Origin of the sequence: Bacillus cereus group sp. BfR-BA-01381 (assembly GCF_022663555.1) — a bacterium.
GTDB lineage: Bacteria > Bacillota > Bacilli > Bacillales > Bacillaceae_G > Bacillus_A > Bacillus_A pacificus.
The window spans coordinates 32,366-52,764 of sequence record NZ_JAKUFR010000008.1 but is presented as its reverse complement, the minus strand read 5'-3'; the positions used below and the strand labels follow the sequence as shown (position 1 = coordinate 52,764).

Genomic DNA, 20,399 nt, shown 5'->3' with positions numbered 1-20,399 from the left:
ATTTATTGCCATATACTTCATCTCAAACTGTTAAATCATTTTCTGATTTTATTTGAATGGCTTCTTGTAAGAGCTTTTGGAGAACTGCAGCAAAAATGGCAATTACGATAGAGGAGAAAATAATGATTAGTCCAATTGGAATAAAACTTGGAGGATCAATTTTTTTTGCCATAAGATAGTAGAGTGGCATACCTAGCAAGTATACTGTACCAATTGTGAGGGCATAGTATTTTATATTTTTTAACGAATTAACTGATAATTGCGAGAACGCTTTGTTTTTATCAATGTAACTTAAAAGTTTAAAAGCTTGATATAGAGCAAAGTAAAAGGGTATCGCTGCTACGTACATATCGATTAAAACAAGAGATTTCATATAAGCAATAGCTGGATACAATTCACCAGCGAAATTCCCGATTTTAGGTACTAAAAATATGCACAATGCAAGTACTACTATACCTATAAAAACAATAGCTAGCTTTAAAAAGAGTGTTGTAACTTGTTTCATAAAAAGCACCTCGTTTTATGTAATGACAACATGATTTTAACATATAATTTATCGTTTTAGAATAAATTTATATTGTTTTTAAATTTATTATTATTGTTATTTATATAAATTATTAAATTCGAGAAGAATAATAAGCCTTTCTTACTACAAAGAGAGTCACCTTATGAAATGATTTGTAATATTTTTTACCTTACAAAAATGTAAGGTAAATGTAAGCGAAATCGAAGGAACGAGTTGTAGAAAGATGAGAATATGAAGTAGGAAATAGGTTTATGTTATCTGTATAACCTCTTTAGTTTGAAGAATTAAAAAATTCTTAAGAATTTACATGAGAAAAAGATAAGAAATGTGTGAGAAATTAAATTTATACAAAAGGGATGGAGTGAAAGAGATGTCAACAAATGTAGTTACTGTAGAAAGTGTAGAAAAAACGTATGGGAAAAGAAATGAGAATCAGTCAAAAGCATTAAGGGGTGTGTCATTAAGTATTAAAGAAGGCGAATTTGTCGGGATTATGGGGCCTTCTGGATCTGGAAAGACGACTTTACTGAATGTGATTAGTACATTGGATCAAGCGACAGGTGGCAGTGTGACAATAGCTGGTACAAATATTACTTCTATGAAGGGGAATGCATTATCAGATTTTCGATCTCAAAAATTAGGGTTCATCTTTCAAGATTTTAACTTACTAGAAAACTTATCAATTTATGAAAATATTGCTTTACCACTTTCTCTGCAAGGTGTACCTTCAAGTGAGATTACTGGAAAGGTAAATGAGGTGGCGAAGAAATTAGGAATTACTGAAATTTTAACAAAATATCCAACTGCTGTTTCTGGTGGACAAAAGCAAAGAACAGCGGCAGCACGAGCTTTAGCACATAATCCAGCAATCGTATTAGCAGATGAACCGACAGGAGCGCTTGATAGTAAAAATGCAAAAAGCTTATTAGAAGCGATGCAAGATTTACATGAAAATCACAATGTAAGTATTTTGATGGTAACACACGATGCATTTAGTGCAAGTTATTGTGAGCGTATATTATTTATTCAAGATGGTCTTCTATATAAAGAGTTAAAGCGTCAAGGAAAGCGAGAAGGTTTCTATCAAGATATATTAGGTGTGCTTGCTCATATGGGCTCAGCTGCAGAGTTTAAGTAGGGGGCGAGACTATGTTATTCAAATTATCACGTCATAGTATGAAAAAGATGTTAAAAGATTATATGGTTTTACTTATCGGTCTCGTTATTAGCATTAGTATTTTCTACATGTTCCAAACGATGGCGATGAATAGTGAATTTACGAAAGATAATAGTCTCATTAGTAGTATTAGACTCGTATTTTGGGTAGGTGCCATACTATTATCTTTCATTACTGTATTTTATATTATATATGCCAATTCTTTCTTACTCACATTAAGAAGAAAAGAACTCGGTATGTACATGATGCTCGGAGCGAAAAAGAAAAAAGTAGCACAGTTATTATTTATTGAAACATTCGGTATGGGTATTGTTAGTATTATTATAGGAATTTTAGTAGGGATGTTACTTGCAAGTGTAGCAGGAAATTTTTTAATGAATGGCATGGAGATTTCAGCAAAAGGTAGTTATTCATCTGTATATACACCAGCAATCATAGTTACAGCTATTTTCTTTTTAGTACTATTTTTTATTACTGGTTTAATGAATAGCATCCGTTTATTACGAAAAACAGAACTAGAGCTAATTCGTGAAGATGAAACACTAGATGAAGTGAAGAAAAGCAAAACTCGCATTATTATAATGACTGTACTTGGTGTATTACTAGTAAGTACAGGATACTATTTTATGATAAATATAAAAACGTTTGCTGAACTCGGTTTTATAATAGCAACAATCGTTACAACACTTGGAACATATTTTATCTTTAGTTCATTGCTCCCATTTTTTGTGATGAAAATTAAAGGGAATAAAAAACGAAATGAAACGGGCTTAAATAGTTTTACATATGCACAGCTACGTTTCAGAGTGAATAGCTTATCGAGAGTACTAGGTACTGTAGCAATGTTAATTGCATTGGGCGCAGGTGCGATGACTGCAGGTATGGCATTCCAAAAAAATGTAGGTATTATGACAGACTTCTCACGTGTATATGATGTCGTAATTCATGATCCAAATGAACAAGATACAGCTGCATTAAAAGAAATGGAAATTGTTGAAGAAAGCCAGTACAAGTATAAAGTTGATGGAGAAGCGGTTTATTACTTACGTAACGATTTAACTGCGAAACCGCCACTTGTTTCAGACCACTTTGATACAAAAACTTTAAAAGAGCCTGTTCGTAAACGTGTGACTGAACCTTTAACTGAACCAGTATATTCTGCTTTAGAGTCTCCTGAATTAGCAAAATTTCCTCGTATGCCGAGAGATTGGGAAGATGCAATTGTAAGAGAGATACAAATTACACATAATCAATTTAACGGAAAACCTGTAAGAATTGCAGATGAAGCGCATTATAAAGGAATTCAAGGAACAGAACACACTGTAACATTAGCAAAAGTAGATGATATGAAAAAGTATAAACCGTTGTTGATCGAAATAGATAAGAGACAAAAAGAACAAATTGAAAAAGCAACAGGTACAAAAGTAGACTTGTTTACGAAAATGACAATTTATCAATTTATGAACAGTTTCATGAGCGGAACAATGTTTATGGGGTTTTTCCTCGGAATTGCATTTTTAGCAATGATGGCAAGTTCCCTTATGTTCAAAATATTAACAGGTGCTTCTCGTGATGTACGCCGTTATGAAATGTTACGAAAAATCGGTGTGAGGCGCAGTATGTTAACGAAAAGTATATATAAAGAAATTTCATATTTATTTATCTTCCCAGCAATCATTGGTATTTCCCACGTATTAGTAGGGCTTAACTTATTTAGCTTCATATTAGTTGACCCGTTTGTAAAAGTGTGGGTGCCAATTGGGATTTTCTTAGTCATTTATTTCATCTATTACTGGATAACAGTTCAATTGTATAAAGGAATGGTAATACCGAAAGAAGAAGTAGCTAAATAGTTTATGAAAAGAGTCCTTGTTTGAAAACAAGGGCTTTTTTCTATATTTGTAATACCTGTGATCAAGTTTTTCTACGATTAATGTATTGAAAATTAAGAAAATATTAAGGGTTTATATAGCGGAATGTTAAGAAGTGTATGGGATATTAATAATGTAGTTTTATAGAATTAAATTGTTATTTTTAAAAATTTATAAGAAAGGATGCATCTTATGAAGAAGATAAAAAAATTAATAACATTTATTGGAGTCATAACTACATTAATACTAATGGTAGCGCTAGTATTTCCTACATGGACCTCGCAAATAAAGGGGAAAAACAGTATAAGTACATTAGAGCAAGTAGAGATAAATGGAAGTGATCATGAAATTATGATACGCGGCAAAGATAAGAACAATCCGGTAATTATTTTTGTACATGGTGGACCAGGTACTTCAGAAATACCATATGCTCAAAAGTATCAAAAATTATTGGAAGAGAAATTCACCCTAGTTAATTATGATCAAAGAGGAAGCGGGAAATCGTATCATTTCTTTGAGGACTATTCAAATCTTACATCAGATCTTCTTGTAGAGGATGTATTAGCTATGACAGAGTATATTTCAAAACGTATGGGAAAAGAAAAGGTAATATTGATCGGCCATTCTTACGGTACATATATTGGAATGCAAGCCGCTAACAAAGCTCCTGAAAAATATGAAGCATATGTTGGTATAGGGCAGATGAGTGATACATTAGAAGGTGAGATGGATAGTTTAAAGTTTGTCATAGAAGAAGCGAAAAATGCAGGCAATGAAGAGGAAGTTTTCTATTTAAATGGATTGACTGAAAAAATTAAAAATGGCGATACATACACTCCGCGAAATTATGTTGCGAAATATGGCGGAACATCAAGACTCATTGAAAACCCAGATGGTGATAACATCGGAATGTTACTCAGTAATGAATATAACTTGTTTGACGTAATTCGTTATAACGTTGGATTATCAAAATCTCAAACTGTTTTATTAGAAAAGGATTTAAAGAATCCATTACCTAATAAGGTGAATAAAATGAAGCTACCGCTTTATTTCCTTATGGGGAAATATGATTATAACACTTCATTTCACGCAGCAAAAACATATTTTGATACGGTTGAAGCAGAGCAAAAAGAATTTATTACTTTTGAAAAATCCGCGCATTATCCGCAATTTGAAGAGAAGGAAAAGTTTTATGAGTGGATGTGCGATACATTTGTAAAATAAATAAAGTGTATCCGAACTATAGAGAATTAAAAAAGTTAGCGAGATATATCATAAAAAAGCGAAGTTAAATAAAAAAGACTCTTGTATAAAAAAACAAGAGCCTTTTTTATAATGTTCTCTATATAGAAGGAAAAGATTGGATAATGGTCGAAAAATATAATATAACTTCCGAGAAATGACTAAAATAATACTATTTTGTCGAGAGAAAGGATACGAAGTATGAAAGAAATGCTACAGTTATTTCGCAACAAAGTGTATGCACGTTTTTTTCTAGCGAATATTTTAGAACGACTCGGTTCTATGATTGCTGGAATTTCTTTAATGTTTTACTTGTTAGATCAATACGGAAAACAACCAGTTTACGCAACGATGACACAAATTATGATTGCGTTACCTGCATTAATCTTTTTTCTATTAGTAGGGACAGTAGTGGATCGTTTTGATAGACAACGTATTTGTACGGTAAGTAATATATGTTGTTCGCTCTGTAATATTGGAATCTTAATTTCGCTTTATTACGGGATGATTATACTTGTCTTTATATTTTTATTTTTAGAAAATGCATGTATACAATTTTTCTCTCCATCAGAACAGTCGATGATACAGGGAGTAGTTGAATCAGACCAATACGGTGCAGCAGCGGGTATTAATCAAATGGTAAATAGTTTGTATGCTTTGTTTGGTGTAGGAATTGCAACGATGGTGTACTGGACTTTTGGAATTTACGGGAGCATTTTAGTAAATACGCTTACTTTTATTATGAGTGGTATTTTGATTCAAACGATCTCCATTCCAGAAAAAGTTCGTTTACCAAATGGGAGAACAAAATGGAAAGAAGTTAATTTGAAGATGTTAATAACAGAGTTTAAAGAAGGGATCAAGTATATATACCAAAATGAAACTTTAAAAAAATTACTTTTAGGATTTATCGTGTTTGGTTTATTAAATGGTATTTTAAGCGTATCTACTACTTACATATTAAAATACAAATTGGCACCAGCAACGTATGAAAGTTTAGCAATGGTGGGTGGTGTAGTTGGGGGTATTTCATTACTAATTGGAAGCATAGTAGCAACGAGTATAGGTAAGAAATATGCACCAAAATCTATTATAGTTTTTGGTATGGCAGGCTCAGGAGTCTTCTTTGGTATGTGTTACTTTGTAAATTACGTATGGTCTTTTTATGTATGTATCGCTTTAGCGACATTCTTTTTACCGTTTATTAATGTTGCAATATCGGGCTGGATGTATGAAATTGTAGAAGAGTCATTCATGGGGCGTGTACAAAGCTTGCTTAGTCCATTAACGACAGGATTCCAGCTTTTATCTCTCGGTGCGATAGCAATGTTATTCCCAAAATGGATTCGTGCAGATACATTGTATATTATTTTATTTGGTTTATTATTGTTTGTTACATGTTTATATCAAGCTATTCTACCAAGTGGACAAAAGCAAGTACATGCTGTATCTAAAGAGATGTGATATATTTAGTTTTTAATTTCTGAATATTCTATCGGGTGGTAAGGGGAAATTGTTATGTTGATGCGAATGGTTAAGTGGTGTGGGATTACTTGTTTACAACTAGTAGCTGCAATCTTATGTATACTCTGCCTAGGTGCACTACCGCGTTTATTTAAGGGATTGCAAATTGATTTAATCGGTTTTTGGAATACGATTGTATTTCTTGGAGGGAAGTTACTACAACCAGGTGAAATAACATATGGTTTTCGAGACTCAAGAAAATTATTTCCGCAAATATGGATTCATTATATTGAAACGATGATTGTATTTCTTTCAGCTTTTTTATTCTCGTTGCTTATAGCGTATATACTTGTCGTTTGGGTATTACAGCGTTCTCATATGAAACAGAAAATGTGGAACGGGATTTTTCTTACGCTTGAGAGTATACCAGATATATTACTTATTTTATTATCGCAACTTCTTGTCGTAATTATGTTTCAAAAAACAGGATTTATGCCGATAAAACTGGCTGGATTAGGGGAAGAAAGGATACGTTTGTTACCAATTATATGTCTTACAATACCAACAACATTATTGTTTATTAAACTGTTGTTATTACGGTTTAAAGAAGAATTAGAGAAAGATTATAGTTTGTTTGCCAAGAGTAAAGGGCTAAGCTTACGGTATATTTTGACACATCATATTTCAAGAAATGTTTTATTAACGACAATTTATTACGCGAAAACAAATATTTTATTTATGCTTTCCAATTTATATATTATTGAATGGATATTTAATACATATGGTATGTTTGTTTTTGTGAAAGAAAATTCAAAATTAGAAATATTTACGGTGAGTCTAGTAATATTATACGTACCGCTTTTTATACTATTTCGTATATTACATACGCTTTTACAAAATGTTATAAAGGAGCGTATGTAACATGTGGCAAGTTGTAAAAAGAGATGTGAGATTTTGGATAGGTATTACTTTTTTGAGTGTACTAATGATTGTTAGTATTGGATATACAGTGTTTTTTGATGGGACTATTCGTGAACTTACGATGATGTATAACGAAAAAGGGGAACTAGAGGCAGCACCATTTTCGCCATCAAGTAAATTTTGGTTTGGAAGTGATGTGAAAGGTCGTGACCTTGTTCAATTAATAATAGAAGGTGCAAAATGGACAGTTGGAGCGAGTATAATTATAGCGATTTTACGAGTTATAGTTGGAGGGGGAATTGGTTTACTTCTTGGTATGTATGGTAAACGTTCTTTTCCAGTTATTTCATCCTTTTTTGATCCTTTTAGTATTGTACCGATGGTTATGATTTCTTATTTTATGTTAAATGAAGTATTAACGTTTGATAGTGGAGCAGAAGTTGTGCCGTTATATTTGCGGGTGTCATTTCAAATTATAGTTCTTGTATGTCTTGCTGTACCAACAGTAATGTTGTATGTAGCGCAAGAAGTAAAACGTATTAAGAAAGAAGAATTTATGTTGGCAGCCACTGTGCTCGGCGGTAGTAAGTGGCAGAGGTTGAAGCGCCATATATGGCCTCATATGTTACCGCCATTTCTTTTATTAGTAGCTCAACAATTTGTAAGTACGTTATTACTTCTTTTACATCTTGGTTTGTTACAATTATTTTTCGGCGGAACAATAACCTTCAGTGGAATGGATCCAGATAGTGTAACAAAAGAATGGACTGGCCTAATTGGTCAAAACTTCCGCCATTTAACTACACATACATGGATTGTACTTATACCGATTGCTTTTTATAGTATGACAATTCTCGCAGGAAATCTAGTTAGTAATAGTATGCAAGATGCGATTAAGTTAGGAAATGCGAGAAGGCCAGAGCGGAAAGGTAGAGAAGTGCAAGTAGAGAAACAAGTACAACCAACTACGAATGACTTTTCTTTTTATAGAGAGATACAAAAATAAAAAGATAGCTGAAAACAACTTGTTTTCAGCTATCTTTTTCTGTTTATAGTGGTGGTAAATCAATCTTACCTTCTTCAAATAATTCTTTTATCATATGCTTCGTATAACCAGCGGCTTGACCAAATGTGATTTTTGCTGGCATTGGTGCTTCGTTAGCATCTACAACTACATCAATAATACACGGTTTATTTTGTTTTACTGCATTTTCGAAAGCGGGAAGTAGTTCATCTAAATTCTCAACACGGTATCCAATACCTCCACACGCCTCTGCAAATTTTGCAAAATCAGGGTTCGTTAAGTCTGTTTCGAATTCGATATTACCCATGACTTCTTGCTCGAATTTAATCATCGCAATTTTATTATTGTTTAATACGACGACAACAATTGGTAGTTTATATTTAACAGCTGTTACGAAGTCGTTCATTGTCATTCCAAAACCACCGTCACCACAAACTGCAAATACTTGTTTATCCGGGAATGCAATTTTTCCTGCAAGAGCACCAGGTAAACCGCAACCAAGTGTTGCGAGCCAGCTAGAAATGACAAATTGCTGGTTTGTCATACGGAAGTGCCTTGCGGTCCATACTGTTACATTTCCGACATCGACTGATAGAATTGCGTCATCATGTGCTACTTGCTGCAGGGCATGCATAACGCGTTGTGGTTTAATTGGAATGGAAGAGTCTTCTTCTTGATCGTGTAATTTTTCTTCCCACTTTTTCATCATTTCTTGGTGATATTCTAAGAAGGAATGGTCTGTGTGTTCTTCAACATTTTCAATTAACCATCGTAATGTTTTATCAGCATCACCAGCTAAACCAATATCTGTCGCATAACGTTTCCCGATTTGGGCAGGATCTGTATCGATATGAATTGTTTTTGCTTTTTCAGGTAAGAAGCCGGTGAACGGATAAGAAGTACCGACCATAATTAAAGTATCTGCATGCTTCATTGCTTCATAAGAAGGTTTCGTGCCAATTAATCCTAATCCACCAATACAAAGAGGGTGTTCATCAGGAATAATTCCTTTAGCTGGCAATGTAAGTACGATTGGAGCACCAATATGTTCTGCCAATGCAAGTAAAGATTCTCTCGCATGTTTCGTACCTTTTCCAGCTAAAATAACAGGCTTTTTCGCTTCATTAATTGCGAGTTTTGCAGCATCTAAATCTTCTTCTTGAGGAAATAAATCAGGTAATGTAAAGGAAGTATTTGTAACTCGAGCACCACTTTTTACTTCGAATTTCGGAACATCATCAGGAATTGTAAGAACAGAGACCCCTTTTTTCGTATAAGCCATTCGAATCGCTTGATTCACGACGGCAGGTAGCTGTTCTGCTGACATAATGCGCTGGTTATAAACCGCAACATCATCAAACATTCTTTCTAAATTTACTTCTTGGAAAAAATCCGTCCCGAGTAGATCTGTTTCTACTTGACCTGAAATTGCTAGCACAGGAGCTTTATCGAGTTTTGCATCATATAAACCATTTAATAAATGAATAGCTCCAGGTCCTGCAATTGCCATACAAACACCAAGTTTCCCTGTTAATTTCGCATAAGCAGCAGCTGCTAATGCGCCAGCCTCTTCGTGGCGAACTTGAATAAATTTGATTTTATCTTGTTTTTTTCTTAAAGCTTCAATAATAGAGTTGATAGAATCTCCAGGCATTCCGTATATGTGTTCTACTCCCCAGTCAATTAACAAATCAACTAGTGCTTCACCGGCCGTTTTCCCAAACATAATTGTTCCTCCTTATAGTAGGTAGATAACATTATGTTTTGGAGAAACAGGAAAAATATACAAATGATTATATTTTTAACTTTAATGATGGCCAGTAAATAGTGTAAATACTGTTATTAATAAAAATCCACTAGTTGCCCACATTAAAAATGTAAGGAAAGAAAGCTGTTTCTTTGCCTTCCAAAGCATTTCATGAATTGTAACATAGCCAAGGGAACCGATAGCACTCCCCATAATGAGCCCTTGTAAATGTAGAGCTTTGCCTTCCATTAAAATACCAAAAACCGTACCAGTACCGAGAATAAGAGAAAGTAATAAAGTTGTTAATAAAAAGGAAATATATTTATGCTTTGTAAAAAGAAAGGGGATAATTAATGCTAAGCCTTCAGGTATATGGTGAACGACGATTGCTATTAAGAAAGGTATGGCAGAGTCAGCATGATTAATAAAAGCTGTACCAAGTGCAAATCCACTCGGTATATTATGAATAAATATAGCGAAAGACAGAAAAAGGAAGGTTTGCCATGCTTGTTGATCTTTTGTATGTATCATTGGATGGTGACAATAGTTATCTAATAAGCTCATAACTAAAATACCAATAGCTATACCAAGTATAGGTCCAATCATTTCATAGCTTGAAAATGTTTCAGGAATAATTTCAAGTAGTAAGAGTCCTAGCAAAATACCACCACATAATGCATATAAACGATGCATTTTTTCTTCAATTAGCTGGCGTGTAGCAATGCCAACAGCACCGCCTAATAGTAATCCACCAAATGAAAAAAACGTAACAATCATTGGAATCCATAATCGTTCCATATTATCACACTCCGATTCTTCCACCTTATTTTTAGCTTACGAAAAGGGGAGTTAGATTAGTCCAAGTAATTGTGTTTGATTATAGAGAAAAAACTAATAATTCGTTATAATTTATATATTAAATTTAAGTGGAAATATGAAATGGGGAGTAAATTTTGCAAACAAAGTGGAGTCTATCGGAATATGAAAATCCAAAACGATATGATATAGAAAATAAAAGTTTATCAGATTTTCCGTTTTTACTATCATGGGCACAAAAACTACATATACAAAATGAATGGATTCTAGATATTGCTTGTGGAACAGGAAGAATTACAATTCCATTTATAGAAAACGGATATCAAATGATTGGTGTAGATATACATGAAGGCATGCTTGCTGAAGCAAAGACAAAAACCACGGATTGTAAGAAGGTAAAATGGTTACAACAAGACTGTTTACAATTAAGCATGAATGAAACAATTCCGTTAGCATTTATGGTGGGGCATGGATTCCAGCATTTCCTTACGAATACAGATCAAGATCAGTTATTAACATCTATTCATCACGTATTAGCTGAAAATGGTATATTCATATTCGATACACGTTTTCCTTCAAAAGAAGAATTAATACAGCCATCTACAGAAGAATATTGGACAACTATTAGTGATGAAAAGGGAAGAAAATGTGATTTATATACTGAAATGATATACGATTCAATTCAGCAAATACAGCATTACATAACAACAAGAAGGTTTTATGAGGACGATGTACTAGTAGAAGAACTGAAAACAACGATAGATCTTCGCTATACGTACCCGCAGGAGTTAGAAAGATTATTAGTAGCGAATGGTTTTGAATTATTACATTTATATAATGATTGGGAAGGCAATGAGTTAGGGGAAGATTGCTATTCTATGGTAGTAGTTTGCCGGAAGAAAAAATAGTATTATTTTAAAAGTATGAGTGTAAAAAGCCTTTAAGGAGAGAAAAAGATGTCTTGGTACTTAGATAATGTTTATGAAATAAATAAAGAAGCGCCCTATACATTCTATCTTCCTAGCTCAGAAGTGTTGGAGAAATTAAAGATTGGAGATTTGGTAAAGCTAATTTTTGTATCTAAAAATGAGGAAGAAGATGGATTTAATGGTGAAAGAATGTGGGTTGAAATCATTGAAAGAAATGAGAAGAAGTTTGTAGGGGAACTGAGCAATGAACCATATCGCTTAGATTTAAAAATAGGTGATAAAATTTCATTTGGAATTGAAAATATATGTGATACGGAATATAACGACCCATCTTCAAAAGATTGGGATTTTTATTTTGATACGAAGGTAATTGTTAGTAATGATGTACTTGAAAGAAGAGAATTTAACTTTATGCTTAAGGAGGATTCGAGAGAAGAAGGCGACTCTGGTTGGTCAATTTTAAGTGGCTATGAAAGTGATGACTATGTCAATAATCCTAAAAACTTTCAAATTATTTCAATTGGAGTCATTTTGAATATAGATGATTCTATTTTAAAATTTCTTGAGGAACCACCTTTATGTGCATATGAAAGAAATGATGAAGGTAGATTCCATAAAATTGAAGACTATGATTGGGATGCATATTTAAATGGATAGAAGAAGGTACTACGTATTAAAGAAAATCAGTAATTATTATTTTTGAGCGGGTGAATTATACATGATTGTCTCATTAGGTAAAATAAATATTTTTCTTCCAGATGCTACAACCTCATACTTTTTTATTACGGAGGACTTGGCAGGGATATTAAAAGTTGAAAAAAACTATGATGCATTAAAACAGTTTCGTAAAATACTTAGAAATGAAATAGAAAAAGATTTATATAAGCGTATTGATTTTAGTCAAGATTCTAGTGAGGTAGTAATTCGTACAACTAATGCATTTACTATACTTAAGATTGCTGTAATTATTAATGAATTAATAAATGAAACGATTTCCGAAGTAGAAATTACAGAAGCTGAACATAAACTTCTTTCTCACAAACGTCCTAAAAAGCAAAAGTGGAAAGTGGGGGACATATTTTTATTGAATCTTAGAGATGATACATATGCATTTGGGCAAGTATTACGAAAGTCATATGGTAGTCCGGTTTGTGGATTATTTAATTTGAATACGGAGACTATCCCAACTGTAGCAAAGATTTCAAATCATCCTTTTATCTCTGTATTAACATTGCTTTCAAGTTCATTAGATAAGGGGGATTGGAAGGTAGTAGGGAATATAGATATTAAAATTAATATAGATGAAATTCCTTGGCAACATAGCGGACTTGGTGTTGCTCGCTCGATGAGTTATAGTGATGGTACTCTTCTTGAGTTAGCAAATGCGTATTACGGACTTATACCTTGGAATGTGTATTATAAAGAAGATTATTTTGATGAAATTTTATTATCTCCATTCAAACGTCCTAACATTGCTAAAGTATTATCACCAATAGAAAGAGAGCATTATAGAAATGAAAAAAATTGGAACTAAAACGATAATCTATTCTGTCCTTTGATTATTATCCCGTTTTTCGCAATAACACTAGCTATAACCTATCGAGTGGCATACATAAATTTGTTTAAACTGATTATCAATAAATGGAGGAGTTAATAATGCAACAAATTAAAAAAATAGGAAACTCATTTTGGTATATGACACCAGTTTCTGAAACAGATAGACCTATATTAGGAATGGTTGTTGGACAAGAAAAAACGTTAATGATCGATGCAGGGAATTCAGGGGAACATGCACAATTATTTTTAGAAATGTTAAAAGAACAAAATGTATCGAATCCTGATTTTGTAGCACTAACGCATTGGCATTGGGATCATATTTTTGGATTATCTATATTACAGAATGCATTAACTATTTCGCACGCTGAAACGAAAAAAGAAATGCAGTCAATAGTATCTTATGAATGGACAGATGAAGCGTTGGACGCACGCGTAAAAGAGGGTACGGAAATTGCATTTTGTGCGGATTGCATCAAAAAAGAGTTTGAAGAAAAAGCGAGAAATATTAAAATTATTCTTCCATCCTTAACGTTCCAGGATCAAATTGAATTAGACCTTGGTGAGGTGATCTGCGTGTTAAAACATGTGGGCGGAGATCATGCACATGATTCAGTTGTTATGTACATAAAAGAAGAAAAGATATTGTTTTTAGGAGACTGTATATATGCAGATATTTTTTCTTCGAAGTGGAACTATACGACGAAAAGAACGTTTGCATTAATAGATGAATTAGAAAAATTTGATGCTGAGACATATATTCTCTCTCATGGGGAAGCGATAAATCGAGAGGAGTTTTTACAAGAGATTCGTATGTTAAAAACAGTAGGAACTTATACTGAAATACATAAAGGCGATGAAGGGAAGATAAAGGAAGCGTATAAACGAGACATAAATAGAGAATTAAATGAAGATGAACTAGAAACAATAACGTTTTTTGTAAATGGTTATGAAATGAATAATCAATAAGACACGACATGAATCCAATATAATTAAATTGCACAAAAAGAGTATTGAAATTTAATTCAATACTCTTTTCAATAGTTAAATCTGAAGTAATAAAAATAGTGAAATTAAATCATCTACAACACCATCATGATTGAAGTACACTTTTTTCATCATTGTAATCTCCATCCAATTTGATTTAGTTAGAAATTAAACATGAATTGAGGAAAAGTCATCAATAATTTCGACCACTTCAATTTCGCCATTAATGAGTAGCTCAGGGAGTTTGTTATTCACATTTCCTTTCCAATATTCTCTAGCTTGTTCTATTTTTTGAGAAAAAGGAATAGCATCTTCTTTCGGTAAAAGATTCCCGTCACCTTCAAAAGAATTTCCGATTACTCGTAGTTTAACAATCTGCAAAACTTCTCGATTGTAAGAATCAAATAATGCTTTCCATTTTAAAGCATCTTCATAGCTTTTAGCGGCATATAAACAAGACAACCTTGATGGATAATCAGGATATTCTTGCAGCCTAACCATTTCCACAATCGTTTCTCTAATGGCTCTAATTGTTTGATCCATGTAATTCATAACTACTGTAGCATTTTCATTCTTTATATGTAATTCTTCATTTGTATAATGTTCTTTTAAAATTTGTATAGAATCTTCACCACTAGAATTCAAATGTTCTCTTTCAAAAAAGAAGTGGAATAGCGTATTAGTTTGATTTTTATTAAATTGAATGCTTTGTCCGATCTTCATTTTTTTCCTTGTTACGATATGATATACGAAAAATCCTTGTTCATTCATGTTTCTCCTCCTAGTAGTAATGTTTAAATTTAGTAATTCAACATTGAAATATATAAAACCTTTATAAGTAAAAGTAAGAATTTGAGTTGAAAGTAAAGAAAATATATGAAAACGGTTTAAATTTGTTCACAAAATGTTCACTTACGAAGAGGTTTCCAATATCGATATAATGACAAAGACTCAAAGAGAAAGGATGATGAATTTTGCCAACAACAAGAAAAGAAAACCTCCAATTTGGTATGATGATGTGCCTTGGGATGGTTATCGTAATGACGTTTTACAATTTACTAATGAATGGATCAGGAGGGCCAATTCATATTAAGGAGATTGCATTAGAACTATTAATCGGATTCATTATTGCACTATTAATTGAAATAAGTATTGTTGGACCTTGTGCGAAAAAAATTGTATTCATGTTGCCGTTTGATAAATCGAAGAAAATAAATATTATAGTTGCGATGGCGACAACTATGGTAATCGGAATGGTTTTCTTTATGTCATTTTTCGGTATGGCTATGATGTATTTACATAATGGACTACATGGTGACTCATTCGTTTCAATGTATTTCTCAATTTTTATTAAAAACTTCATTATGGCGTATCCATTGCAATTAATTATTATGGGGCCGCTTGTGCGTTTTTTATTTGGAAAGTTTGTTTTGAAGAATAAAGTTGTAAAAGTAGTGTAAAATGATTCAATTTATTCGATTATAAAAATTTAATAATGTAAATATACTCTGTGGTATGTAAAAAGAGGGTTGCAAATGCAACCTTCTTTTTACGTTTCTATAAGCTATACCGTGGCAAGGAATATAATATATATAAGAATATGTGCATTGATAGGATTATTGTTTGGATTGAACCAAATCAAAAAAGGATTGTACGTTTTGAGGGCTTGAAAAATTGTCAAATACAATAAAATCGTCTCCATGGTTCATAGTTATTTTTTTGATAAAGGGGATCGCAGACATCTCTAATACAACTCCATCCGTATGACTGAAATCTTCTATTTTAGTGTATTCGAATTCCCATTTTAGTCCTTTTCCAAACATGGCATCAGAGCAGAACAATAATTTTTTATTTGTAGCAGCTAAAATACCAGATCTGCTCATATAGCCAAAATGTATTACGCAGTAGAGAGTAGAAAGAATATCTTCCTCACTGTTTAAGTGTTCTTTTATTGTTCCTAGATTCGCCTTCATGATCAGGCCTCCTTATTGTTGAAAGTAAAGTGTAAAGTTTTCATATCTATTTTATCATATATTAATCTTTTTTGATTTTATATCCTATAATTAAAAAATCCCTTTAGAATGGAAATAGGTAGTGCTGATTTTCATGTAAGGGATGAAAAGAGAGAGGGAAGCCTTCTAGTTTTTGTACAATAAAAAGCAAGGAGTAGTGGTGTATGTGTGTGTACCATAATGCAAAGATATTTTAGTTAGAAGCGATGAAGTTCGCGGAACATGTTACAAAGAAAATTAGCTCAGCCTTTCTATGACAAATTCGTTGGTAGTTATAAGGAACTTTGAACTAAGAAAAGCCCCCACTCAATTAAGCTCGTTAAGAGGTACTAAGTGGGGGAGTCGACTATATAAGGTATTAATATGTTACTTCTCAAACCGCAAATGAACAAACTTCAACATCTTTATTAAGTTTACAATTCGTATCATTATACGCGTACTTCCATCCCAACCTTTATTTGTAGGTATATTTTTAAAGAAAGGGGAGTAGCTTAATACTTTTATTGTAGAGGACCATTTTTCTATTGATTTTGGATTGTTTACGTAAAAATACATCATAGCACCATTATTACCGGATTTCTTTACAGTAGTATTCGAAATATTCAGTGCGAACTTTGATTCAGCGTCAAAATATAATTCTCCTTCAGGGAAACGTTTTGACATAGCGACTACGATCTTTTTTAAATCTTCTTCTTTAAAGTAATAAAACACACCTGCTGATATGAAAAGAATGCCGTCATTTTGATTATATTTTATATCATCAAACCAAGAAGTATCAAAAAATGATTTAGCTATACTAGTATTCCTTGGTGTATCATCAATTAAAGTTTTGCGAAAAGAGATTGCATCGGGCAAATCAAGGTTGTACCAATGTATTGTACCGTTATCGATTCTTGAAAAAGTAGTGTCTAGTCCGGAACCGATGTTTACAATAGTAGCTTTCGGGTGTTTTATTATAAATTGTTTTATCGTATCGTCAATTTTTCGTGCACGGGTAATGTATGTGATACATCCGTATTCTCCAAATGTATTTTCTATTGTTGAGAAGTCAAAATCACATTCTTTAATAATTCGAATAGCCTCTATATCATCTAAAATATCCTTATTTTTCTCACTGCCATATGCTCTTCCCCATAGTGGAATAAGCATCGTACCTTGTACGGATTGTAAATCTAATTCTTTAACCATGAAACAACCTCCGTTTAGTAATAAACAATATATTTAGTTGTTATTTAACATTTTTGAGAGCATTGTATTTGTTTTATATAGTCCATAAGTTAAATCCCGCCTATCTTCTTCAGATAACTTTTCGAGATTTACTGTGAAATTATTATATATTTGTTTCCATCTTTCATAATGTACTTTTTCAGCTTTTTCTGTTAGAGAGATTAATATAGCTCTTTTGTCTACCATATCTTGCTTTTTTATGATGTATCCGTTTTGTTCTAAGTTACGCACTGTTACACTTAATTGTTGTTTAGGGATGTTTAAATAACTAGCAATCATTTTTAAGTTTACAGGCACCTTTTGCTGGGCGATATACTCTACTACGTGTTGTTCTAAATGTGTAAATTCTGAGGATTTCTCCGATAGTAATTTAAAAGTACCTGACATATTTAATAATAAATTCATGTATTCGTTTAATAATTCGTTTTGGGTCATTGTTTTTGATTCCTTTATGAGTTTAGTAATTATTTTATTACTAAATTAACTATAATTCAATTTAAATTACTCTTTATAGTAAATAAAGGTTTACTAATAACTGTTTTTTAAAAGTTATGTGGACTGAATTATGAGGGGGCGATAAGTGGTTTTAGGCAAGGAGAATATAACCGAATATAAAATATTACTAAACATACGTAACTAATGAATACAATGTCTTTTTCAGTTATTATGTTGTAAATCATTTTATGATAAAATCTTTTACATAATTTAATAAAGGGGTAGTATTCTATGGGTTATTTCTCAAATGGTTTGTTAGTTGTGTTTGTGCTTATCGTATGTAGTTGTATAATTTTTGGTTAATAATATAATGAGAGTCTTATATAAAAGAAGTTATTTCAAGTGAGATAACTTCTTTTTATTTTATGTTGAGAAGGAATTCTATCTTTCTTATTGAAGTTTGTTCTAGTTATTTTCACGTCAATCGCAATTTTCATTAGGGGAATTTTATGAAACATTAACAAACTATAGAATAGGGAGTATTTACATGGAAAATAGTATACGCTACACAAGTGAACCTCCCACAGATTTTAATGGATTATTAGCCTTATACGAATCTTTAGGATGGAATTCTCTTAAATTAACGGTGGATGAATTGGAACAAATGTGTAAACAAAGTTGGTATGTAATATATGCATTTAAAGAGCAACAATTAATTGGTATGGGGCGTATTATATCAGATGGTATAATTACGGGCATTATTTGTGGTGTTTGTGTAATGCCAGAGTATCAGTATATTGGTATTGGAAAAGAAATAGTGAAACGATTAATCCATCACTGTGAACAAAACAAGGTTATCCCGCAACTTATGTGTGTGGAAAAATTGCAATCTTATTATGAATCTATAGGGTTTGAAGCATTCTCTATTGGGATGACAAAACATATTATGAGATAGCGGCGCTTTATATTTTCAGTTTACTCGTACATATTTTCAAACTGCAGTATAAAGGAGAGTTATTGTATGGAGATTGCTAAAGGAGTAGAAATGTTACAACTTGAGTTTCAAGAATTTATAATTCACCCAATTCTTTTATGGGATGATGAAATGGCAGTTTTAATAGATACTGGTTTCCCTGGACAATTTGAAGATATTCAAGTAGAGATGGAGAGAGTTGGGGTATCTTTTGATAAGCTAAAAGTTGTGATTTTAACGCATCAGGATATAGATCATATAGGTAGCCTGCCTGAATTATTGGAGAAAGGTGTAAACGATATTAAAGTTTATGCACACGAGCTAGATAAACCATATATTGAAGGGGAGTTTCCTTTATTGAAAGATGGACAAATAAAGAGTCCACCAAGTGGAAAAGTAAGTGATACTGTGATTGACGGGCAAGAACTTCCATATTGCGGTGGGATACTAATTCTACATACTCCAGGGCATACTCCGGGGCATATTAGTTTATATTTGAAACAAAGTAAAACTCTTATTGCAGGAGACTCGCTGTATAGTGTGAATGGAAAGTTAGGAGGAATTCACGCCCCAACAACTTTAAATATTAAAGAAGCGCAGCAGTCTTTGAAGAAGTATTTAAATTTAGAAATTAAAACGGTAGTTTGTTATCACGGGGGATTATGTAAGGAGAATATATATGAACAAATTCAAAAATTATAGAAGATGAAGATAATTTTTGAATTTGTTAATTAATGCTAAAGTATAATCTGATTATTAGTATATAAAAGGGCATGTTTGAAAAAAATTCAAACATGCTTTTTTATTAAAGGAAATCTGTTTAATATGAATGACCTAATCCGTTCCAATAAAAAGAAACGATTTCTTGTGCTAATTCATCTATATTTGTAAGAATAGGATTGTCATTTTCATCTTTAAAATTTCCAATTGATAATAAAGATACGAATGCATGAGCAGTAAATGTAGCATTTCCTTTCGGTATTTCTCCAAGTTGCATTGCATTATCGAGTGCTTTTTCTAATACTTCATACATGTTGTCTTCAGCATTTTTTAATTGTTTCAATTGTTCTTCAGATAAAGATAGTTTTGCATCTTTCATAAAATTCTTCATATCAATATCCATCGTTGCGTGTAAGTAGATTTTAGCGAAGTCCAATAATCTTTCTTTTAAAGTCTTATTTGTAGAAAGGATTTGAGACATATTTTCTCGTATACGTACCATCATTTGAATCATAGTAGCGGTAAATAAATCTGCTTTTGTTGAATAGTAATAGTAGACGGTTGCTTTCGTAACACCACAAACTTTTGCGACTTCATCCATGGAAACGACTTGATAATTTTGAGTAAGAAATAGCCGAGTTGCCACTTCCAAAATGGTTTCTTTTGTGGATTTTGTATTTTTATTTTGACGAGGCCTTCCAAGAGGACGTTGTTTTTGTTCCAAATCTATTCGCTCCTGACATGTATTGTTGAGATAATTATAACACAAATTTT

General features: G+C 32.4%; 21 protein-coding genes and 1 pseudogene. 13 read left to right on the top strand and 9 right to left on the bottom strand.

Going from position 1 to position 20,399, the window contains the following annotated elements; genetic code table 11:
• Positions 1 to 22: 22 nt before the first annotated feature.
• The gene (locus MR079_RS04610; protein ID WP_000815892.1) at positions 23 to 505 is read right to left on the bottom strand and encodes a DUF2975 domain-containing protein; all 483 of its coding nucleotides are present in this window, start codon (positions 503 to 505) and stop codon (positions 23 to 25) included.
• A 391-nt stretch (positions 506 to 896) separates the two neighbouring features.
• Between MR079_RS04610 and MR079_RS04605 the strand changes: the two genes are divergently transcribed.
• From MR079_RS04605 to MR079_RS04580, 6 genes are all read left to right on the top strand, one after another.
• On the top strand, positions 897 to 1,664 hold the full coding sequence (locus tag MR079_RS04605) for an ABC transporter ATP-binding protein (RefSeq protein WP_242293625.1): 768 nt from the start codon (positions 897 to 899) through the stop codon (positions 1,662 to 1,664).
• 11 nt (positions 1,665 to 1,675) lie between these two features.
• The gene (locus tag MR079_RS04600; RefSeq protein WP_242293624.1) at positions 1,676 to 3,556 is read left to right on the top strand and encodes an FtsX-like permease family protein; all 1,881 of its coding nucleotides are present in this window, start codon (positions 1,676 to 1,678) and stop codon (positions 3,554 to 3,556) included.
• Between the two features lie 210 nt (positions 3,557 to 3,766).
• The gene (locus MR079_RS04595) at positions 3,767 to 4,798 is read left to right on the top strand and encodes an alpha/beta hydrolase (RefSeq protein WP_242293623.1); all 1,032 of its coding nucleotides are present in this window, start codon (positions 3,767 to 3,769) and stop codon (positions 4,796 to 4,798) included.
• A 210-nt stretch (positions 4,799 to 5,008) separates the two neighbouring features.
• A complete protein-coding gene (locus MR079_RS04590) occupies positions 5,009 to 6,280 on the top strand; it encodes an MFS transporter (protein ID WP_313897258.1) in 1,272 nt (423 codons plus the stop codon).
• 54 nt (positions 6,281 to 6,334) lie between these two features.
• Entirely contained in the window at positions 6,335 to 7,201 is an 867-nt protein-coding gene (locus MR079_RS04585; RefSeq protein ID WP_242293621.1) for an ABC transporter permease subunit, read from the top strand.
• A 1-nt stretch (position 7,202) separates the two neighbouring features.
• A complete protein-coding gene (locus MR079_RS04580; protein ID WP_242293620.1) occupies positions 7,203 to 8,207 on the top strand; it encodes an ABC transporter permease subunit in 1,005 nt (334 codons plus the stop codon).
• Positions 8,208 to 8,250: 43 nt separating this feature from the next.
• On the opposite strand, the gene MR079_RS04575 is transcribed toward MR079_RS04580, so the two are convergent.
• The gene (locus MR079_RS04575) at positions 8,251 to 9,951 is read right to left on the bottom strand and encodes a pyruvate oxidase (protein ID WP_139867190.1); all 1,701 of its coding nucleotides are present in this window, start codon (positions 9,949 to 9,951) and stop codon (positions 8,251 to 8,253) included.
• Between the two features lie 81 nt (positions 9,952 to 10,032).
• Positions 10,033 to 10,770 (bottom strand): ZIP family metal transporter, encoded by a 738-nt coding sequence (locus MR079_RS04570; RefSeq protein ID WP_242293619.1) that lies wholly within the window; start codon positions 10,768 to 10,770, stop codon positions 10,033 to 10,035.
• A gap of 155 nt (positions 10,771 to 10,925) precedes the next feature.
• Here MR079_RS04570 and MR079_RS04565 point away from each other — a divergent pair, with 155 nt between their 5' ends.
• The 4 genes from MR079_RS04565 to MR079_RS04550 all read left to right on the top strand — a co-directional run bounded on the left by MR079_RS04565 (position 10,926) and on the right by MR079_RS04550 (position 14,240).
• Positions 10,926 to 11,696 (top strand): class I SAM-dependent methyltransferase, encoded by a 771-nt coding sequence (locus MR079_RS04565; RefSeq protein ID WP_242293618.1) that lies wholly within the window; start codon positions 10,926 to 10,928, stop codon positions 11,694 to 11,696.
• Positions 11,697 to 11,744: 48 nt separating this feature from the next.
• Positions 11,745 to 12,374, top strand: a complete 630-nt coding sequence (locus tag MR079_RS04560; protein WP_242293617.1) for an immunity protein Imm33 domain-containing protein — start codon at positions 11,745 to 11,747, stop codon at positions 12,372 to 12,374.
• Positions 12,375 to 12,435: 61 nt separating this feature from the next.
• Complete coding sequence (locus MR079_RS04555; RefSeq protein ID WP_139867184.1) at positions 12,436 to 13,251, top strand: Imm26 family immunity protein; 816 nt, start codon at positions 12,436 to 12,438, stop codon at positions 13,249 to 13,251.
• Positions 13,252 to 13,373: 122 nt separating this feature from the next.
• The gene (locus MR079_RS04550; protein WP_242293616.1) at positions 13,374 to 14,240 is read left to right on the top strand and encodes an MBL fold metallo-hydrolase; all 867 of its coding nucleotides are present in this window, start codon (positions 13,374 to 13,376) and stop codon (positions 14,238 to 14,240) included.
• 78 nt (positions 14,241 to 14,318) lie between these two features.
• Here MR079_RS04550 and MR079_RS04545 read toward each other — a convergent pair.
• Positions 14,319 to 14,393, bottom strand: a pseudogene (locus MR079_RS04545) (nucleoside hydrolase); the annotation flags it as partial.
• Between the two features lie 33 nt (positions 14,394 to 14,426).
• Positions 14,427 to 15,029, bottom strand: coding sequence for a DUF2441 domain-containing protein (locus MR079_RS04540; protein WP_139867180.1), 603 nt, complete (start codon positions 15,027 to 15,029; stop codon positions 14,427 to 14,429).
• A gap of 203 nt (positions 15,030 to 15,232) precedes the next feature.
• Between MR079_RS04540 and MR079_RS04535 the strand changes: the two genes are divergently transcribed.
• A complete protein-coding gene (locus tag MR079_RS04535) occupies positions 15,233 to 15,718 on the top strand; it encodes a DUF2798 domain-containing protein (RefSeq protein ID WP_139867178.1) in 486 nt (161 codons plus the stop codon).
• A 156-nt stretch (positions 15,719 to 15,874) separates the two neighbouring features.
• On the opposite strand, the gene MR079_RS04530 is transcribed toward MR079_RS04535, so the two are convergent.
• The 3 genes from MR079_RS04530 to MR079_RS04520 form a co-directional block, all read right to left on the bottom strand.
• A complete protein-coding gene (locus tag MR079_RS04530; RefSeq protein WP_139867176.1) occupies positions 15,875 to 16,231 on the bottom strand; it encodes a PH domain-containing protein in 357 nt (118 codons plus the stop codon).
• A 405-nt stretch (positions 16,232 to 16,636) separates the two neighbouring features.
• Positions 16,637 to 17,458 (bottom strand): class I SAM-dependent methyltransferase, encoded by an 822-nt coding sequence (locus MR079_RS04525; RefSeq protein ID WP_139867174.1) that lies wholly within the window; start codon positions 17,456 to 17,458, stop codon positions 16,637 to 16,639.
• Positions 17,459 to 17,491: 33 nt separating this feature from the next.
• Positions 17,492 to 17,932, bottom strand: a complete 441-nt coding sequence (locus tag MR079_RS04520; RefSeq protein WP_029438216.1) for a MarR family winged helix-turn-helix transcriptional regulator — start codon at positions 17,930 to 17,932, stop codon at positions 17,492 to 17,494.
• A gap of 547 nt (positions 17,933 to 18,479) precedes the next feature.
• Here MR079_RS04520 and MR079_RS04515 point away from each other — a divergent pair.
• Entirely contained in the window at positions 18,480 to 18,887 is a 408-nt protein-coding gene (locus MR079_RS04515; protein WP_139867172.1) for a GNAT family N-acetyltransferase, read from the top strand.
• A 66-nt stretch (positions 18,888 to 18,953) separates the two neighbouring features.
• Positions 18,954 to 19,607 (top strand): MBL fold metallo-hydrolase, encoded by a 654-nt coding sequence (locus MR079_RS04510; RefSeq protein ID WP_139867170.1) that lies wholly within the window; start codon positions 18,954 to 18,956, stop codon positions 19,605 to 19,607.
• A gap of 118 nt (positions 19,608 to 19,725) precedes the next feature.
• Here MR079_RS04510 and MR079_RS04505 read toward each other — a convergent pair whose 3' ends face one another.
• On the bottom strand, positions 19,726 to 20,349 hold the full coding sequence (locus MR079_RS04505) for a TetR/AcrR family transcriptional regulator (RefSeq protein WP_242293615.1): 624 nt from the start codon (positions 20,347 to 20,349) through the stop codon (positions 19,726 to 19,728).
• Positions 20,350 to 20,399: the final 50 nt, after the last annotated feature.

What these genes read in the sequence shown, in the direction of transcription:
- MR079_RS04610 (WP_000815892.1), bottom strand. Translation starts at nt 505, where the DNA reads ATGAAACAAGTTACAACACTCTTTTTAAAGCTAGCTATTGTTTTTATA.
- MR079_RS04605 (WP_242293625.1), top strand. Translation starts at nt 897, where the DNA reads ATGTCAACAAATGTAGTTACTGTAGAAAGTGTAGAAAAAACGTATGGG.
- MR079_RS04600 (WP_242293624.1), top strand. Translation starts at nt 1,676, where the DNA reads ATGTTATTCAAATTATCACGTCATAGTATGAAAAAGATGTTAAAAGAT.
- MR079_RS04595 (WP_242293623.1), top strand. Translation starts at nt 3,767, where the DNA reads ATGAAGAAGATAAAAAAATTAATAACATTTATTGGAGTCATAACTACA.
- MR079_RS04585 (WP_242293621.1), top strand. Translation starts at nt 6,335, where the DNA reads ATGTTGATGCGAATGGTTAAGTGGTGTGGGATTACTTGTTTACAACTA.
- MR079_RS04580 (WP_242293620.1), top strand. Translation starts at nt 7,203, where the DNA reads ATGTGGCAAGTTGTAAAAAGAGATGTGAGATTTTGGATAGGTATTACT.
- MR079_RS04575 (WP_139867190.1), bottom strand. Translation starts at nt 9,951, where the DNA reads ATGTTTGGGAAAACGGCCGGTGAAGCACTAGTTGATTTGTTAATTGAC.
- MR079_RS04570 (WP_242293619.1), bottom strand. Translation starts at nt 10,770, where the DNA reads ATGGAACGATTATGGATTCCAATGATTGTTACGTTTTTTTCATTTGGT.
- MR079_RS04560 (WP_242293617.1), top strand. Translation starts at nt 11,745, where the DNA reads ATGTCTTGGTACTTAGATAATGTTTATGAAATAAATAAAGAAGCGCCC.
- MR079_RS04555 (WP_139867184.1), top strand. Translation starts at nt 12,436, where the DNA reads ATGATTGTCTCATTAGGTAAAATAAATATTTTTCTTCCAGATGCTACA.
- MR079_RS04550 (WP_242293616.1), top strand. Translation starts at nt 13,374, where the DNA reads ATGCAACAAATTAAAAAAATAGGAAACTCATTTTGGTATATGACACCA.
- MR079_RS04540 (WP_139867180.1), bottom strand. Translation starts at nt 15,029, where the DNA reads ATGAATGAACAAGGATTTTTCGTATATCATATCGTAACAAGGAAAAAA.
- MR079_RS04530 (WP_139867176.1), bottom strand. Translation starts at nt 16,231, where the DNA reads ATGAAGGCGAATCTAGGAACAATAAAAGAACACTTAAACAGTGAGGAA.
- MR079_RS04525 (WP_139867174.1), bottom strand. Translation starts at nt 17,458, where the DNA reads ATGGTTAAAGAATTAGATTTACAATCCGTACAAGGTACGATGCTTATT.
- MR079_RS04520 (WP_029438216.1), bottom strand. Translation starts at nt 17,932, where the DNA reads ATGACCCAAAACGAATTATTAAACGAATACATGAATTTATTATTAAAT.
- MR079_RS04515 (WP_139867172.1), top strand. Translation starts at nt 18,480, where the DNA reads ATGGAAAATAGTATACGCTACACAAGTGAACCTCCCACAGATTTTAAT.
- MR079_RS04510 (WP_139867170.1), top strand. Translation starts at nt 18,954, where the DNA reads ATGGAGATTGCTAAAGGAGTAGAAATGTTACAACTTGAGTTTCAAGAA.